Annotated in this window: 13 protein-coding genes; 7 read left to right on the top strand and 6 right to left on the bottom strand. The window is 63.7% G+C overall.

The annotated features are described in order from the left end of the window. The first annotated feature begins 13 nt into the window (after positions 1–13). Positions 14–1,006 (top strand): SPFH domain-containing protein, encoded by a 993-nt coding sequence (locus VFB05_RS20575; RefSeq protein WP_325015544.1) that lies wholly within the window; start codon positions 14–16, stop codon positions 1,004–1,006. Positions 1,007–1,023: 17 nt separating this feature from the next. Next, complete coding sequence (locus VFB05_RS20570) at positions 1,024–1,470, top strand: NfeD family protein (protein ID WP_325015542.1); 447 nt, start codon at positions 1,024–1,026, stop codon at positions 1,468–1,470. A 99-nt stretch (positions 1,471–1,569) separates the two neighbouring features. Here VFB05_RS20570 and VFB05_RS20565 read toward each other — a convergent pair whose 3' ends face one another. Next, positions 1,570–1,917 carry a helix-turn-helix domain-containing protein gene (locus VFB05_RS20565; RefSeq protein ID WP_325015540.1) on the bottom strand — a complete coding sequence of 116 codons (348 nt, stop codon included), beginning with the start codon at positions 1,915–1,917 and terminating at the stop codon, positions 1,570–1,572. Positions 1,918–1,983: 66 nt separating this feature from the next. Here VFB05_RS20565 and VFB05_RS20560 point away from each other — a divergent pair, with 66 nt between their 5' ends. Next, positions 1,984–2,535, top strand: a complete 552-nt coding sequence (locus VFB05_RS20560; protein WP_414643226.1) for a carboxymuconolactone decarboxylase family protein — start codon at positions 1,984–1,986, stop codon at positions 2,533–2,535. Between the two features lie 31 nt (positions 2,536–2,566). Here the strand turns inward: VFB05_RS20560 and VFB05_RS20555 are convergent, their stop codons facing one another. Continuing rightward, complete coding sequence (locus VFB05_RS20555) at positions 2,567–3,580, bottom strand: KpsF/GutQ family sugar-phosphate isomerase (RefSeq protein ID WP_325015536.1); 1,014 nt, start codon at positions 3,578–3,580, stop codon at positions 2,567–2,569. 186 nt (positions 3,581–3,766) lie between these two features. Between VFB05_RS20555 and VFB05_RS20550 the strand changes: the two genes are divergently transcribed. Beyond that, the gene (locus tag VFB05_RS20550; protein ID WP_414643225.1) at positions 3,767–5,512 is read left to right on the top strand and encodes an outer membrane beta-barrel protein; all 1,746 of its coding nucleotides are present in this window, start codon (positions 3,767–3,769) and stop codon (positions 5,510–5,512) included. 36 nt (positions 5,513–5,548) lie between these two features. Here VFB05_RS20550 and VFB05_RS20545 read toward each other — a convergent pair whose 3' ends face one another. Continuing rightward, positions 5,549–6,997 carry a glutamate synthase subunit beta gene (locus tag VFB05_RS20545; RefSeq protein ID WP_325015532.1) on the bottom strand — a complete coding sequence of 483 codons (1,449 nt, stop codon included), beginning with the start codon at positions 6,995–6,997 and terminating at the stop codon, positions 5,549–5,551. Positions 6,998–7,154: 157 nt separating this feature from the next. Next, entirely contained in the window at positions 7,155–11,894 is a 4,740-nt protein-coding gene (gene gltB / locus VFB05_RS20540; RefSeq protein WP_325015530.1) for a glutamate synthase large subunit, read from the bottom strand. Positions 11,895–12,298: 404 nt separating this feature from the next. On the opposite strand from gltB, the gene VFB05_RS20535 reads away from it, so the two are divergent. Next, positions 12,299–13,099 carry a hypothetical protein gene (locus tag VFB05_RS20535; protein WP_325015528.1) on the top strand — a complete coding sequence of 267 codons (801 nt, stop codon included), beginning with the start codon at positions 12,299–12,301 and terminating at the stop codon, positions 13,097–13,099. Between the two features lie 178 nt (positions 13,100–13,277). Here the strand turns inward: VFB05_RS20535 and VFB05_RS20530 are convergent, their stop codons facing one another. Further along, positions 13,278–13,751, bottom strand: a complete 474-nt coding sequence (locus VFB05_RS20530) for an Hsp20 family protein (RefSeq protein WP_325015526.1) — start codon at positions 13,749–13,751, stop codon at positions 13,278–13,280. Between the two features lie 311 nt (positions 13,752–14,062). On the opposite strand from VFB05_RS20530, the gene VFB05_RS20525 reads away from it, so the two are divergent. Both VFB05_RS20525 and VFB05_RS20520 read left to right on the top strand, forming a co-directional pair. Beyond that, the gene (locus VFB05_RS20525; RefSeq protein WP_325015524.1) at positions 14,063–15,010 is read left to right on the top strand and encodes an alpha/beta hydrolase; all 948 of its coding nucleotides are present in this window, start codon (positions 14,063–14,065) and stop codon (positions 15,008–15,010) included. Positions 15,011–15,016: 6 nt separating this feature from the next. Next, positions 15,017–15,667, top strand: a complete 651-nt coding sequence (locus tag VFB05_RS20520; protein ID WP_325015522.1) for a LysE family translocator — start codon at positions 15,017–15,019, stop codon at positions 15,665–15,667. Here the strand turns inward: VFB05_RS20520 and VFB05_RS20515 are convergent. Then, positions 15,655–16,410, bottom strand: a complete 756-nt coding sequence (locus VFB05_RS20515; RefSeq protein ID WP_325015520.1) for a sulfite exporter TauE/SafE family protein — start codon at positions 16,408–16,410, stop codon at positions 15,655–15,657. The genes VFB05_RS20520 and VFB05_RS20515 overlap by 13 nt on opposite strands. Positions 16,411–16,445: the final 35 nt, after the last annotated feature.

The raw sequence follows: 16,445 nt of genomic DNA, 5'->3' as shown, positions 1-16,445 counted from the left end.
TCAGGAGATTTGGATGACCGGTTTCGACATCTTCGCCATTGCGATTGCGCTGTTGGTTATTCTCACCTTGTTTGCCGGCATCAAGACGGTGGCGCAGGGCTACAACTGGACCGTCGAACGATTTGGCAAATACACCCGCACTCTGACGCCGGGACTGAACCTCATCGTTCCCTATTTCGACCGCATCGGCCGCAAGATGAACATGATGGAGCAGGTGATCAACATTCCTGAGCAGGAGGTGATCACCAAGGACAACGCCACGGTGACGGCCGACGGCGTCGCGTTCTTCCAGGTGTTCGACGCGGCGAAGGCGAGCTACGAAGTCGCCAATCTCGAACAGGCGATCATCGTCTTGACCATGACCAACATCCGCTCGGTGATGGGCTCGATGGATCTCGACCAGGTGCTGTCGCATCGTGACGAGATCAATGAGCGCCTGCTGCGCGTCGTCGACGCCGCCGTCTCGCCGTGGGGCCTCAAGGTCAACCGCATCGAGATCAAGGACATCGTACCGCCCGCCGATCTGGTCGAGGCGATGGGCCGGCAGATGAAGGCCGAGCGCGTCAAGCGCGCCGACATCCTGCAAGCCGAAGGCCAGCGCCAGTCGGAAATCTTGCGCGCCGAGGGCGCCAAGCAAGGCCAGATCCTGCAGGCGGAAGGTCGCCGCGAGGCCGCCTTCCGCGATGCCGAAGCGCGCGAGCGTCTGGCGGAGGCCGAAGCCAAGGCGACTCAGATGGTGTCGGAAGCCATCGCCAAGGGCGATGTCGCCGCGCTGAATTACTTTATCGCCGACAAATACATCAAGGCGTTCGGGCAACTGGCCGACGCGCCGAACCAGAAGGTGATCATGCTGCCGGTGGAGGCGATGAGCATGCTCGGCTCATTGGCCGGCATCGGCGAGATCGCAAAAGCAACCTTCGGCGAGAGCGCGATCTCGGCCCAGGCGGCAGCGCGCCGCGCCTCGGTGCCGACCGCCGGAAGTGCTCCGCCGGCGCCTGCGGAGTAAATGCGGGAGAGCGTGTCATGAACGAAATGTTCGTTACCCTCGGCACCTGGAACTGGCTGATCTTCGGCATCATCCTGATGGCGCTGGAACTGATCGCACCCGGCGTATTCCTGTTCTGGCTCGGGCTCGCGGCGCTCCTGACCGGGCTGATATCGTTCGCGTATACACCGTCCTGGCAGGTCCAGATCCTGATGTTCGCGGCCTTTGCCGTCGTCGCGGTGCCGGTCTGGCGGCGTCTGGCGCGCAACAATGCCACTGACGGCGCCGACAGCCCCTTCCTCAACAAGCGCGCGGATGCGCTGGTGGGGCGCGTGTTCACGCTGGAAAAGCCGATCGTCGACGGCACGGGCACGGTTCGGATCGATGACACCGTCTGGCGGGTGGCCGGCCCCGACGCGCCGGCCGGCAGCCGGGTCAAGATCGTGCAGGCCGACGGCGCGAGGTTGACGGTGGCGGCGGCTTGATCGCCGCCGTCATTGCGAGGAGCGGAAGCGACGAAGCAATCCAGGATGCTTCAATGAAGGGCTTCTGGATTGCTTCGCTTCGCTCGCAATGACGAAAACTTACTGGTTTTTGCCCCAGCGCTCCGCAAAACGATGCAGCGGCAGCAGCGTCTCCTGCAGCTCGCGGCCCATGTCGGTCAGTCCGTAACCGCTTGCCGGGACCAGTTCGATAAAGCCGGCCTCGCGCAACTCCTTCAATCGTTCGTTCAGCACGGTCGGTGAAGCCTCATCGCAGGCGGCACGAAGCGCGCGTGACGTCATCGAACGCTCGCGCAGCTCCCACAGGATCCGCAGGCACCAGCGCCGCCCGAACAGGTCGAGCAGCGCCATGATCGGCCGGCCCGTCCGTGAGCCGCGCACCGGGCCGCCCCTGAGCTTGTTACGAATAGTTGAAGCTGGTTTTGCCATCCGCGTTCAAATCCTATCTTGCATCGCTACAAAATATGTAGCAAAAGCTGCTACTGATAGTGTAGCATGGAGTTGGCGATGTCGCGAATAGCCCCCCTCGAGCCGCCCTATGAGGCTGAGATTCAAGGCCAGTTCGACCGCATCATGCGCGGCGCGCCGCCATTGATGCTGTTCCGGGTGATGGCCTCACAACCGCGCGCCTGGGAGAAATTTCGCGCCGGCGGCCTGCTCGATCGCGGCCCGCTGAATTTAAGGGAACGCGAGATCGTCATCGATCGCACCTGCGCCCTTAATGCCTGCGAGTACGAATGGGGCGTCCATGTCACGACCTTTGCGAAGGCCGCTGGCCTTAACGAGGCCGAGATCAGCGCGACCGTGCACGAGGGCGCAGGCGCGCCGTGCTGGTCGGCCGCCGAACAAGCGCTGATTGCGGCCGTCGAGGCGCTGCATGCGCGTTCGACGCTCTGCGACGACGAATTCTCGCAACTCGCGTCGCACTACGATGACGCAAAGATCTTTGAGATCATCCTGCTGTGCGGCTTCTATCGCACCGTGTCGTATCTGGCGAACGGGCTCAAGCTGCCGCTGGAGGAGAGCGCGGCGCGGTTTCCGACTTAACTCCCTCTGCCCGCAAGCGGGGCGAGGCTAATTACACCACCCCGGCGCGCAACAGATCGTGTAAATGCACGATGCCAACCGGCTTGTTGGCCTCGGTCACGATCAGCGCGGTGATCTTCGAGGCGTTGAGGATTTCCAGCGCTTCGCTCGCAAGCAGATCGCCGCGGATCGTCTTCGGATTCGTCGTCATGACCTCGTCGACCAGCGCCGTCATCAGGTCGGGCCGCATGTGACGCCGCAGGTCGCCGTCGGTGACGATGCCGGCGACGTGCCCGCGCGCATCGACAATGCCGACGCAACCGAAACCTTTCGAGGTCATCTCGACCAGCGCCTCCGACATGCGGGTGCCGAGCGGCTTGATCGGCACCGCCGCCCCGGTGTGCATGACCTCGCTGATATGTTTCAGCATCGCGCCGAGCTTGCCGCTTGGATGCAGCACGCTGAAATCGACTGACGTGAAGCCGCGGCCTTCCAGCAGCGCAATCGCCAGCGCATCGCCGAGGGCGAGCATCATCAGCGAGGAGGTGGTGGGCGCAAGATTATGCGGGCAGGCCTCGCGCGCCTTCGGCAGCGTCAGCGCGACGTCGGCAGCCTTGGCAAGCGTCGAGTCGCGTTCCGCCGTCATGGCGATCAGGGGAATGCTGAAGCGCGTTGCATAGGTGATCAGCGACTTCATCTCCGGCTGCTCGCCGGACCACGACATCGCCAGGATGACGTCGTCGCCGGTGATCATGCCGAGATCGCCGTGGCCGGCTTCCGCCGCATGCACGAAGAACGCCGGCGTGCCGGTGGAGGCGAAGGTCGCCGCGATCTTGCGGGCGATATGGCCGGATTTGCCGAGCCCAGTGACGATCAGCCGTCCCTTGGCGTTGCGGATGAAATCCGCGGCGCGGGCAAAGGTCTCGCCGAGATCGGACCGTAGCGCCGCTTCGATGGCGGCGATGCCGCTGCCTTCGGCATCGAGCGTGCGGAGGGCCGATTGGACGGCGGCGTTATCGGGATCGGTGCCGGTTGAATTGGCCATCAGCGGTTTCGAAGGACGCATACGTGATTCCGAAGGTGCTTGGGATGAGGCGGCTTTCCTACCACGGCCGGGCGGGGGAAGGCGACGCGATGGGGCGTTCTCAACGCCTCATTAACCATAATTGTTTTTACTCCGTTAACGACGTTTTCCAGGTCGGCCACCGTGGCCATCAAGGTAAATGTCTGAAAGTGCTGGGGTATTTCCATCGTGGTGCCGAGGCCAGCTTTGGGCCGCCGCAAGCACGCAACCTTGTTGCGTGCCGTCTTGCCGTGCCTTGGGCTTTCCTTGGGCCTGACCGCGGCCACCTCACCCCTCAAAGCGCAGACCTTCACATCCGATTTGCTGCGCCCCACGCCCGGCGGCTTTCTATCGCCGCAAGATTCGTTTCTGCGCAAGACCAGCGGAAAGGCGGCCGACAACACGACCGATCCGGCGGTCGACGGCCAGCCCGCCGACCAGAAGCAGCCACCGGCGCCGTCGCGAATCGGCAATATCCCGAAATACGGCCTGCCTGCCGCGAGTGGCGCGGCCGACGACGGCTTTGATTCGCTCAACCGCAAACGCAAGCAGCCGAGGCTTTATCCGGGACAGGTGAAGCCAAAGCCATCGCCGGGGCCGGGCACGCCGGCGCCGTCCGAGGCGAAAGGGCCGACCAATCCGAATGCGCGGGTGAAGATTGCACCGCCGCCGTCCCAGACGGCGAATCGACCTCCCGTCCCGGCCGGGATGGCCGGCACTGCCGAGGGCCTGCCCGCGCGCAAGCCGTTGCCGGTCGACAACGATCCGTTCGGGCCGGTCGGCGACTACGCCGGCAGCTTCCTGGTCAAATCCGCGGTCGAACTGCGCGGCGGCTACGACACCAACCCCGGCCGCACCACGACGCCGCAGGGCTCGCCGTTCTGGGTGGTCGCGCCTGAACTGATGGTGACCTCCGACTGGGAGCGGCACGCGCTCGTTGCCGACCTGCGCGGCTCCTTCACGGGCTATACCAACAGCCTGTCGCCGACGCAGGACGGTGCGATTTCCGCCGCGCCGACCGATGTCAGCCGCCCGGATTTCACCGGCCACATCGACGGCCGTGTCGACGTCACGCAAGACACCAGCCTCACGCAGCAACTGCGCCTGCGCCTCGCAACCGACAATCCCGGCAGCCCGAACGTCACGGCTGGTCTTGCCAAATATCCGGTCTACGCGACCTTCGGCTCGACGCTCGGCCTCGATCAGCGCTTCAACCGGCTCGAGATTGCCGGCGGCGCCACCTTCGATCGCACGGTCTACCAGAACTCCGTGTTGACCGACGGCACAATCGCCAGCAACGCGGACCGCGCCTACAACCAATATGGCGGCGTCGGCCGTGTCAGTTACGATCTCTTGCCCGGCGTCAAACCGTTCGTCGAGGCCGAGGGCGACAGCCGTTTCCATGACCAGTACCTCGACTTCTCCGGATTTGCGCGCAATTCCAGCGGCGGATACGCCAAGGCCGGCACCTCGTTCCTGTTCTCGCAACTCCTGATCGGCGAAATCGCTGTCGGCTGGGCCGAGCGCAACTATGCCGATCCGCGTCTCGGAAAAATCGACGGTCTGCTGACGTCATCCTCGCTGACCTGGACCGCGACGCCTCTGACCACGGCGAAATTCAATTCGACGACCTCGATCGACGAGGTCATCGTGCCTGGCGTCTCCGGCGTGCTGACCCACACCTATACGTTCGAGGTCGATCACGACTTCCGCCGCTGGCTGACCGCGGTCGGCAAGTTCACCTACGGCACCTACGACTATCAGGGCGATGGCCGCTTCGACAAAAGCTACTCGTACGAAGGCGACCTCATCTACAAGCTGACGCGCAATCTCTGGATCAAGGGCACGCTGCGGCGGGACATCCTCGACTCCAACGTGCCGCTGGCAAGCTCGGCTTCGACGGTGGTGATGCTGGGCGTGCGGGTGCAGAATTAGCGCTGACCCTCCCCTGGAGGGGGAGGGTGAAAGTGTCTATCGCGGCAAACTCGTCGATCCCATCAGGAAGTTATCGATCGAGCGTGCGCACAGCCGTCCCTCGCGGATCGCCCAAACGACGAGCGATTGACCGCGGCGCATGTCGCCGGCCGAAAACACCTTTGCGAGCGAGGTCTGGAAGTCGTGGGTGTTGGCGCGGACGTTGCCACGCGGATCGAGTTCGACGCCGAGCGACTTGAGCAGGCCCTCGTGCACCGGATGCACAAAGCCCATCGCGAGCAGCACGAGCTGCGCGTCGAGTTCGAATTCGGTGCCGGCAATCGGCTTGAACTTGTCGTCGACCTGCACGCAATGCAGCTTTGCGACCTTGCCGTCAGCGCCGGAAAACTTCTGCGTCAACACCGCGTATTCGCGTTTTGCACCCTCGGCCTGGCTCGACGACGTCCGCATCTTGAGCGGCCAGTTCGGCCAGGTCAGGCCCTTGTTCTCGCGCTCGGGCGGCGCCGGCATGATCTCGAGCTGCGTCACGGAGGCCGCGCCTTGGCGGAATGAGGTGCCGATGCAGTCTGATCCGGTATCGCCGCCGCCGATCACAACGACGTGCTTGCCGCCGGCAAGGATGTCACGCACATCGCCGAGCGGTTCGTTGCCGACGCGGCGGTTCTGCTGCGGCAGGAAATCCATCGCAAAGTGAATGCCGTCGAGATCGCGGCCGGGGATGAGCAGGTCGCGCGGCGCCTCCGCGCCGCCGGTGAGCGCCACGGCGTCATAGTCCTCGATCAGTTTGCGCGGATCGGTGCCGCCATTGCCGATGTAGCTGCCGTAATGGAACGTGACGCCTTCGGCTTCCATCTGCGCCACGCGGCGGTCGATGACGCCCTTCTCCATTTTGAAGTCGGGAATGCCATAGCGCAGCAGGCCGCCGGCCTTGGCGAACTTCTCGAACACATGCACGTCGTGGCCGGCGCGCGCGAGCTGCTGCGCGCAGGCAAGCCCCGCCGGACCTGAACCGACCACCGCGACCTTCTTGCCGGTCTTCTCGGCGGGCGGCTCCGGCTTGATCCAGCCGTTCTCCCAGGCGCGGTCGACGATCGCGCATTCGATGGTTTTGATGGTGACCGGATTGTCGTCGATGTTGAGCGTGCAGGAGGCTTCGCACGGCGCGGGGCAGATGCGCCCGGTAAATTCCGGGAAGTTGTTGGTCGAATGCAGGTTGCGCGAGGCTTCCTGCCAGTTGTTCTGATAGACCAGATCATTGAAGTCGGGGATCTGGTTGTTGACCGGGCAGCCCGGCGTGCCCGGCGTCACAGCGCCGGTGCCGTGACAATAGGGAATGCCGCAGTTCATGCAGCGCGCGGCCTGGTCGCGCGTTTCCTTTTCCGTCAGGGGAATGACGAATTCCTGAAAATTCTTCAGCCGCTCGGCCACGGGCGCATACTTGCGGTCGTGCCGTTCGAATTCGAGAAAACCGGTTACCTTGCCCATTTAAACCTGCAGCCCCTGCAATTCTCGTCTTGTCTCATCTTGGCCTCATGGTTCGAGACGGCACTTTCGCGCCTCCTCACCATGAGGGATGTACAGTCTCTATCCTCATCCTGAGGAGCGGCGTCTTCGCCGCGTCTCGAAGGATGAGGCCCGTTGGTTACGCCCCGATTGCGATTTTCGGTTCGGCGTCGGCGTTTGCCTTCATTTCCTTCAGTGCGCGGCGGTACTCCACCGGCATCACCTTGCGGAATTTTGGCAGCCACGTCTTCCAGTCGCCGAGAATCTCGGCCGCGCGCTTCGAGCCCGTCAGCTTGGCGTGACGGGTGATCAGGACTTGCAGCCGCTCGACGTCAGAGTCGAGCAAGTCCTGGAACACGTCGACATGGCCGTGCGCTTCGAGATCGCCCGACTGGTGATAGGTGTCCTCGTTGATCATCTCTTCCGACAGAACCGGTTCGAGGTCGACCATCGCCATGTTGCAGAGCTTGTCGAAAGAGCCATCCTCGTCCAGCACATAGGCGATGCCGCCGGACATGCCGGCCGCGAAATTGCGCCCGGTCTTGCCAAGCACCACGACGATGCCGCCGGTCATGTATTCGCAGCAGTGATCGCCCGCGCCTTCGACCACGGCGATCGCGCCGGAGTTACGGACCGCGAAGCGCTCGCCGGCAATGCCGCGGAAATAGCATTCGCCTTCGATCGCGCCATACATCACGGTGTTGCCGACGATGATGGACTCTTCCGGCACGATGCCGGCGTTGCGCGGCGGCTTGACGACGATCCGCCCGCCGGAGAGCCCCTTGCCGACATAGTCGTTGGCGACGCCTTCGAGGTCGAAGGTGATGCCGGCAGCCAGCCACGCGCCGAACGCCTGCCCGGCCGTGCCCTTGAAGTTCACGGTGATGGTATCGAGCGGCAGCCCCGCATGGCCATAGATCTTGGCGACCGCGCCCGACAGCATGGCGCCGGCCGAACGGTCGGTGTTGTTGATTTCGCTCTCGATCTTCACCGGCGCGCCACGGTCCAGCGCTGCCTGCGCTTTCCCGATCAGGGTGCGGTCAAGCACGGCCTCCAGATGATGGTTCTGCGGCTCGGCGTGATAGATCTTCTGGCCTTTCTCTTCCTTCTGCCGCACGAACAGTTTTGAGAAATCGAGGCCCTTGGCCTTCCAGTGCGCGACCAGTTTGGTCTGGTCGAGCATCTGGGTCTGGCCGACCATCTCGTTGAATGTGCGGTAGCCAAGCGCGGCCATGATCTCGCGGACTTCTTCGGCGACGAAGAAGAAGTAGTTGATGACGTGCTCGGGTTGGCCGGTGAAGCGCTTGCGCAGCACTGGGTCCTGCGTCGCAACGCCAACGGGACAGGTGTTGAGATGGCACTTGCGCATCATGATGCAACCGGCTGCAATCAGCGGCGCGGTGGCAAAGCCGAATTCGTCGGCGCCCAGCAGCGCACCGATCACGACGTCGCGTCCGGTGCGGAAGCCGCCATCGACCTGCACGGAGATGCGGCTGCGCAGCCGCTCGCGCACCAGCGTCTGGTGGGTTTCGGCAAGGCCGATTTCCCAAGGGCTACCTGCGTGCTTGATTGAGGTCAGCGGCGAGGCGCCGGTGCCACCCTCGAAGCCCGCAATGGTGACGTGATCCGCGCGTGCTTTGGCGACGCCCGCGGCGACGGTGCCGACGCCGACTTCGGAGACGAGCTTCACCGAGACCCAGCCTTCGGGATTGACGTTCTTCAGGTCGTAGATGAGCTGCGCCAGATCCTCGATCGAATAGATGTCGTGATGCGGCGGTGGCGAGATCAGGCCGACGCCTGGCGTCGAGTGCCGAACCTTGGCAATCGTTGCGTCGACCTTGTGGCCGGGCAATTGTCCACCTTCGCCGGGCTTTGCGCCCTGCGCCATCTTGATCTGCATCATGTCGGAATTGACGAGATATTCCGTGGTGACGCCGAAGCGGCCTGAGGCGACCTGCTTGATCGCCGAGCGCATGGAATCGCCGTTCGGCAGCGGCTTGAAGCGATCTGCTTCCTCGCCACCTTCGCCGGTGTTGGACTTGCCGCCGATCCGGTTCATCGCGATCGCAAGCGTCGTGTGCGCCTCGCGCGAGATCGAGCCGAACGACATCGCACCGGTGGAGAAGCGCTTGACGATCTCCTTGGCCGGCTCGACCTGGTCGAGCGGGATGGCTTTTCGCTTTTCGTCCTCGGCGGTCTTGATCTTGAACAGGCCGCGCAGCGTCAAGAGCCGCTCGGACTGCTCGTTGAGGATTTTCGCGAACGCCCGATAACGCTCAAGCGAATTGCCGCGCACCGCGTGCTGCAGGTTGGAGACGGATTCGGCTGTCCAGGCGTGTTCCTCGCCGCGGGTGCGGTAGGCATATTCGCCGCCGACATCGAGTGCGTTCTTGTAGATCGGCGCCTCGCCGAACGCGTCCGCATGGCGGCGAACGGTTTCTTCGGCGATTTCGTTCAGCCCCACGCCCTCGATGCGGGTGTGGGTGCCGGCGAAATATTTGGCGACGAAATCGGCCTTGAGGCCGACGGCGTCGAAGATCTGCGCGCCACAATAGGACTGATAGGTCGAAATGCCCATCTTGGACATCACCTTGAGCAGGCCCTTGCCGATCGACTTGATGTAGCGCTTGACGATCTCGTAGTCGTCGAGCGAGCCGGGCAGGCGGTCCTTCATGGCGATGATGGTCTCGAACGCCAGATAGGGATTGATCGCTTCGGCGCCGTAGCCGGCCAGGCACGCGAAGTGATGCACCTCGCGCGGCTCGCCGGATTCGACGACGAGACCCACCGAGGTTCGCAAGCCGGTGCGGATCAAATGATGATGCACGGCGGCGCAGGCGAGCAGCGAGGGGATCGGAATCCGGTCCGTGCCCGCCATGCGGTCTGAGAGAATCACGATGTTGATGCCTTCGCGCACGGCCGCTTCGGCACGCGCGGTCAATTCGTCAAGCACCTGCTCGAGGCCCGCGGCGCCGAGACCGGCATGGAACGTGGTGTCGAGGGTGCGCGACTTGAAATGGGTATCCGCGATCTCCGAGATCGAGCGGATCTTCTCGAGGTCCGCATCGGTGAGGATCGGCTGGCGCACTTCGAGGCGCTTGCTCGCGGCAGCACCCTCGAGGTCGAACAGGTTCGGCCGCGGCCCGATGATCGAGACGAGGCTCATCACCAGCTCTTCGCGGATCGGGTCGATCGGCGGGTTGGTGACCTGCGCAAAGTTCTGCTTGAAGTAGGTGAACAGCGGCTTGGGCTTGTCGGACAGCGCCGAGATCGGCGTGTCGTTGCCCATCGAGCCGTTTGCCTCTTCGCCGGTCGAGGCCATCGGCGCCATCAGGATCGTGGTGTCTTCCTGGCTGTAGCCGAACGCCTGCTGCCGATCCAAGAGCGGCAGGTTCGAGCGCATGCCCTTGGTGGGCGCTTCCGGCAATTCCTCAAGCACGATCTGCGAGCCGTCGAGCCATTCCTGGAACGGATGGCTCCGGGCCAACTCGGCCTTGATCTCGTCGTCCGGAATCAGCCGGCCCTGTTCGAGGTCGACCAGCAGCATCTTGCCCGGTTGCAGCCGCCACTTTGTGACGATCTGGTCTTCCGGAATCTTGAGCACACCCATTTCGGAGGCCATGACAATGCGATCGTCTGACGTCACCAGATAGCGCGCTGGCCTGAGGCCGTTGCGGTCAAGCGTGGCGCCGATCTGGCGGCCGTCGGTGAACGCGATCGCGGCGGGGCCGTCCCACGGCTCCATCATCGCGGCGTGATATTCGTAGAAGGCGCGGCGCTTCTCATCCATCAAGGGATTGCCGGCCCAGGCCTCCGGAATCATCATCATCACCGCGTGCGGCAGCGAGTAGCCGCCCTGCACCAGGAATTCGAGCGCGTTGTCGAAGCAGGCGGTGTCGCTTTGGCCTTCATAGGAGATCGGCCACAGACGGGTGATGTCCTTGCCGTAGAGCTCCGAATGCACGCTAGCCTGCCGCGCTGCCATCCAGTTGGTGTTGCCGCGCAGCGTGTTGATCTCGCCGTTATGCGCGATCATCCGGTAGGGATGCGCGAGCGACCAGGTCGGGAAGGTGTTGGTCGAGAAGCGCTGGTGCACCAGCGCGAGCGCGCTCTCGAAATCCGCCTCGTGCAAGTCGGGATAGTACTTGCCGAGCTGGTCGGCGAGGAACATGCCCTTGTAGATCACGGTGCGGCACGACATCGAGCAGGGGTAATAGCCCGCCATGCCGCGGTCGCGGCGCTGATAGATCGCTTGCGAAATCGACTTGCGCAGGATGTAGAGGCGGCGCTCGAACTCGACCTCGTCCTTGATATGCGCGCCGCGGCCGATGAAGACCTGCATGTTGGCGGGCTCGGTCGGCTTGACCGTTTCGCCGAGCGAGGAATTGTCGGTCGGCACCTCGCGCCAGCCGAGCAGCTTCAGGCCTTCGTCCTTGATCTGGTCGGCGATGATGCTCTGGATCACCTTCCGCCAGGCCTTTTCCTTCGGCATGAAGAGCGCGCCGACGGCGTAGGCGCCCGGCGCAGGCAGCGCGAAGCCAAGCTCTTTCGCCTTGCGCGCAAAGAAGGCGTGCGGAATCTGCACCAGGATGCCGGCGCCGTCGCCGGCGCGCGGGTCGGCGCCGACCGCGCCGCGATGTTCGAGGTTGCAGAGGATCTGAAGCGCATCGGCGACGATCTGATGCGACTTCTTGCCCTTGATGTTGGCGATGAAGCCGACGCCGCAAGAGTCCTTCTCCAACGCGGGGTCGTACAGACCTTCGGCCTCTGGGCGGAATGTGTGTTTTTCGATCGCGTGCGAAACATCGGCCGGTTTCGACGCCGCGACCGACAGCCCAGGGGCCACGATGTTTTCGCGCTCGAATTCGGACCGGCTCATTCTTTGCGTCCCTTCAATCGATAAGGCCTTGGGCCTCACAGTCGGCGGCGCAGCTTTGGCGTTGTGGCACCCACCGGGCCACTGGTCGTCCTCCGCGAGCCGCAATTTCTTAAATTTAGCCTGGGCGCTGCAATCCCCGTGCCGGGGAGTGCGGCCTAAAATTGAGACAGTGTTCCTGTCCTAACTTCGACCATGCCAAATTTTTGTCTACCACACAAGCACGTGAAAGTCGCTCGCCAAGCAGTTCTGCCGTGCATGTGAGACGCAGCGGGCATTCCGCAAGGTCTTTGAGGCAAGGCACGCCGCGATGTCGCCCAAGGACTGCCGAAATCCGCGGCGAAATTCCGGTTCCGGGGTGAGGGCAAAAAAGCTCTCGACAAGCGAGAGCGTCACAGGAGCTCCAAATGAAGGCGTTCACAGGGTTGGCCATGACGGCCGGGCTGGTTTTCGCGGCGACAGCGGCGAATGCACAGGGGGCGCCCCAGCAGGCCGGGCCCGCCCGCTACCAGTCCGCATCCGATATTGCCGGGCCCTATGCCGACGCGCCGCCGCCACCTCCAGCACCGGCCTATGGCCCGCCGGTGGCCTACGGCCCGCCACCAGCCTATGGGCCGCCCCGGGGATATGGCGCCGGTCCTGCCGAATACGGTCCGGCCTATGGCGCGCCGCTGCTGCCGCCGACAGAGGTCTATGCGGTCCTGCGCGAGAACGGGTTTTCGCCGCTCGGCGCGCCGCGGTTGCGCGGCCTGTTTTATTCGATCTCGGCGATCGACCGCCGCGGCGACGATGGCCGGCTGGTGATCGACGCCCGTGACGGACGGATCATGCGCTTCGTCCGGGCCGAGCACTTTGACCGCTATGGCGGCTACGGCGATGGTTATTATGGCGGCCCACCGCGGCCTTCATATGAACCGCTGGAGCCGATGACACGTCTCGAAGGGCGTCCGGCGGCCGCGCCCAAGATGGCAAGCCGCGCGCCAACCTCCGTTCCGATGCCGAAGGCCGCGCCGTCGCGGCCTGCGGTCGAGCAGCCTGTCGCCGCGAAACCTGCGCCAGCGCCCGCACCCGCGCAGCAATCGGCCGCCATGCAGGTCAAGCCCACTGAGGCTCCGCCGGCCCCACCGGCGCCGCCCGTCGAGGCCAAGCCAGCCTCGCCGGCCATTCAGCCGACGCAGCCGATGCCAAAGGTGCAGGATTTGGAGTGACCCTTCGTCATTCCGGAGCGAGCGAAGCTCGAATCCGGAATCTCGAGATTCCGGGTCTGGTCCTTCGGACCATCCCGGAATGACCGCTTGGTACATAAAAAAACGCCCCGGTTTCCCGGGGCGTTTTCGTAATCAACGCTACGCTACCAACGCTTGGGCAGCGTCCTCGACGCGTGCCTTAGGCAGCGGCCTTGGCGGCCGAGCCCTCGATGGCAGGCGCGTCCTGTGCAGCGCCCGCGATCGGAATGTTGCGGGGCTTCTTGGCCTCGGGAATCTCGCGCACGAGGTCGACATGCAGCAGGCCGTTCTCGAGTGAGGCGTTCTTCACGACCACGAAATCGGCAAGCTGGAATACGCGCTCGAAGGCCCGTGCCGCGATGCCGCGGTAAAGCACTTCGGATTTTTCCTTGGCGTTCTCGTTGGCGACTTTCTCGCCCTTGATGGTCAGGGTGTTTTCCTTGGCGACGATCGAAAGCTCGCTCAGCGCGAAGCCGGAAACCGCCACGCTGATGCGATAGGCGTTATCGCCGGTGCGCTCGATGTTGTAGGGCGGATAGCCGGGGGTGCCGTCGGTCGCCTGATCAAGCAGCGAGAAGAGGCGGTCGAAACCGACGGTCGAACGATAAAAGGGAGTAAGGTCAAAGGTACGCATGAGTAGTCCTCCATTGAGCGACTGTTGAAGTGAACCCGCCCGCCATGGGGCCGGGCTTGCTTTCGTGCAGCCTTCAGCGATCTTTCGGGTTCAAACGAAAAATGCCGGTGCGGCCTGCACAGAACAGATATGGGAAGCGGCCGAACGCCTTCAAGCTTCCGCCGCAGCCGTTTTTGACGCGCGGCAACCCTTGATTTTCAGCGCCTTTCGCCTAAAGCGACGATGGTCGCTTTAGGTATTTCTCTTAAGCATGATCTTTTTCGGAAAACCGGTTTCCACTTTTCCGGATCATGCTTTATCGATTGGCTTGCATGACGCTCGTCTCGATTCCCGCCAATCCCGTCCCCGAGAACGTCGTTTCCGGCACGATCAAGACGCCGGACGGCGCCGAGTTGCGTTTTGCGCGCTGGGCCCCGCCCGCGGGGCGCAAGGGCACGGTCTGCGTCTTCACCGGCCGCAGCGAATACATCGAAAAATATTTCGAGACGGTGCGGGACCTGCGCGATCGCGGCTTTGCGGTCGCCATGATTGACTGGCGGGGCCAGGGGCACTCGTCGCGGCGCCTGCGCGATCCGCGCCGGGGCTATGTTCGCGATTTCGCCGACTACGACATCGACGTCGAGGCCTTCGTGCAGCAGGTGGTGCTGCCGGATTGCCCGCCGCCGTTCTTTGCGCTCGCCCATTCGATGGGAGCCGCCGTGATGTTGCGCCTGGCCCATGCTGGAAAACGCTGGTTCGACCGCATGGTGCTGACGGCGCCGATGATCGACCTGCCGGGACGCCTGACCTCGCTTCCGGCGCGCGTGCTGTTGCGGACGATGCGGCTTGCCGGACTTGGCGGCCGCTATGTTCCGGGCGGCGGCGACGCGATCACCGGCACCGGATCGTTCGTCAACAACCCGCTCACCAGCGATCCCGTGCGCTACGCCCGCAACGCCGCCATCCTGGCGGAGGATCCGACGCTAGGCCTCGGCTCGCCGACGGTCGCCTGGGCCGACACCGCCTTCCGCGCCATGATCGGGTTTCGCGCCATGGACTACCCTTCAGAGATTCGCCAGCCGATCCTGATGCTCGCCGCCAGCAACGACGCGGTGGTTTCGACGGCGGCGATCGAGGAATTCGCCTATCATTTGCGCGCCGGCTCGCACCTCGTGATCGCCGGCTCCAAGCACGAGATCCTGCAGGAGCAGGATCGCTACCGCTCGCAGTTCTGGGCGGCGTTCGACGCGTTCGTGCCGGGAACGCCACTGTTCGGGTGAGGCGGGATGCTGGGTTCACTTGGCATTCATGACTTCGGTCTCTTCATCGTCTCGGGGCTGTTGCTCAACATCGCGCCCGGACCGGACACCGCGTATATCGTCGGACGCAGCGTGCAGTCGGGATGGCGTGGCGGCGTCGCTGCCACGCTCGGCATCAGCACCGGCTGTCTCTCGCATGTTTTCGCTGCGGCGCTCGGGCTGTCGGCGCTGCTGGTTGCTTCCGCGACCGCATTTACGGCGGTGAAGTGGGCTGGCGTCGCCTATCTCTGCTATATCGGCCTCTCCATGCTGCTGTCGCGTCCGCATCAGGCGAATGAGACGGCGGCGGCGGGTGAGGGCGGCGCCGTTTCGCTTTCGCGCGTGTTCTGGCAGGGCGCGCTGACCAACGTGCTCAATCCCAAGGTGGCGATGTTCTTCCTCGCCTTCCTGCCGCAATTCGTCGATGCCAACGCGCCGCACAAGCCGTTTGCCTTTCTGGCGCTCGGCCTGATCTTCATTTTCAACGGCACGCTGTGGTGTCTTGCCGTTGCGATTGCCGCAGCGCGGGCAGCGAGACGCGTGCAGAAGTCGACAAGCGCTATTACCTGGATCAATCGCGGGCTTGGCGCGCTGTTCATCTATCTCGGCGCCCGGATCGCCTTTTCTCAGGCAAAATAGATTTCGTAACTCGCAACCGCGGCGAGATAAATCCCGAGCAGGATCATCGCAATCAGAAACCAGCGGCGGAAGGTTTCCGCCTCGAGCCGCGTGCGCACAGCCTGGCCGATCGCCATGCCGGTAAAGGAGGCGGCGAGGGCGACGACGCCCGGCAGCGCGGTCGATTCATCGAGTATTCCAGCGGCGGAAAGATTGAAGGCTTGCGCGACGGTCGCGATGGTAAAGAACACCCCTAACGCCTGGATCAGTTCGTCCTTCTTCATGCCCAGCGCCTGCATGAAGGGCATCGACGGAATCACCTGAACGCCGGTCGCAGCGGAGATCACCCCGGTCACGAATCCAATCACGCCACCGACCCATTTCTCGTCGCGCGGACGGACGATGATCGCAACCTTGCGAAGGCTGACGATCGCATAGATCACGAGCAGGACGCCGATCAGGATCGTGCCATAACGCGCACAGGGGCCGGTCATCATGTCGGCGTTGAGCCAGATGCCGATTGCAAGGCTCAGCAGCAATGGCCACAGCCGCTTGACGATGCCGAGGAAATAAGGGCCGGCAAAAGTCTGCCAGATATTGGTGAGAATGCCCGGCGCGATCACGATGGCGAGTGCATGAGCCGGTGGCATTGCGACCGCGAGCAATCCCATCGACACCGTCGGCAGGCCGAGGCCGATCACGCCCTTGACGAAGCCTGCCAGCAGGAAAACCAAAGTGATGAAAATCAGCAGAAAAGGGCTCATGTCCAACATTGACCGATCCGCAATCGCGGCACAAT

Origin of the sequence: Bradyrhizobium sp. (assembly GCF_035652035.1) — a bacterium.
In the GTDB taxonomy this organism is placed as follows: Bacteria; Pseudomonadota; Alphaproteobacteria; order Rhizobiales; family Xanthobacteraceae; genus Bradyrhizobium.
Note: the sequence above shows the minus strand (reverse complement) of the source record. Positions and strands in the feature narration are given on the sequence as shown.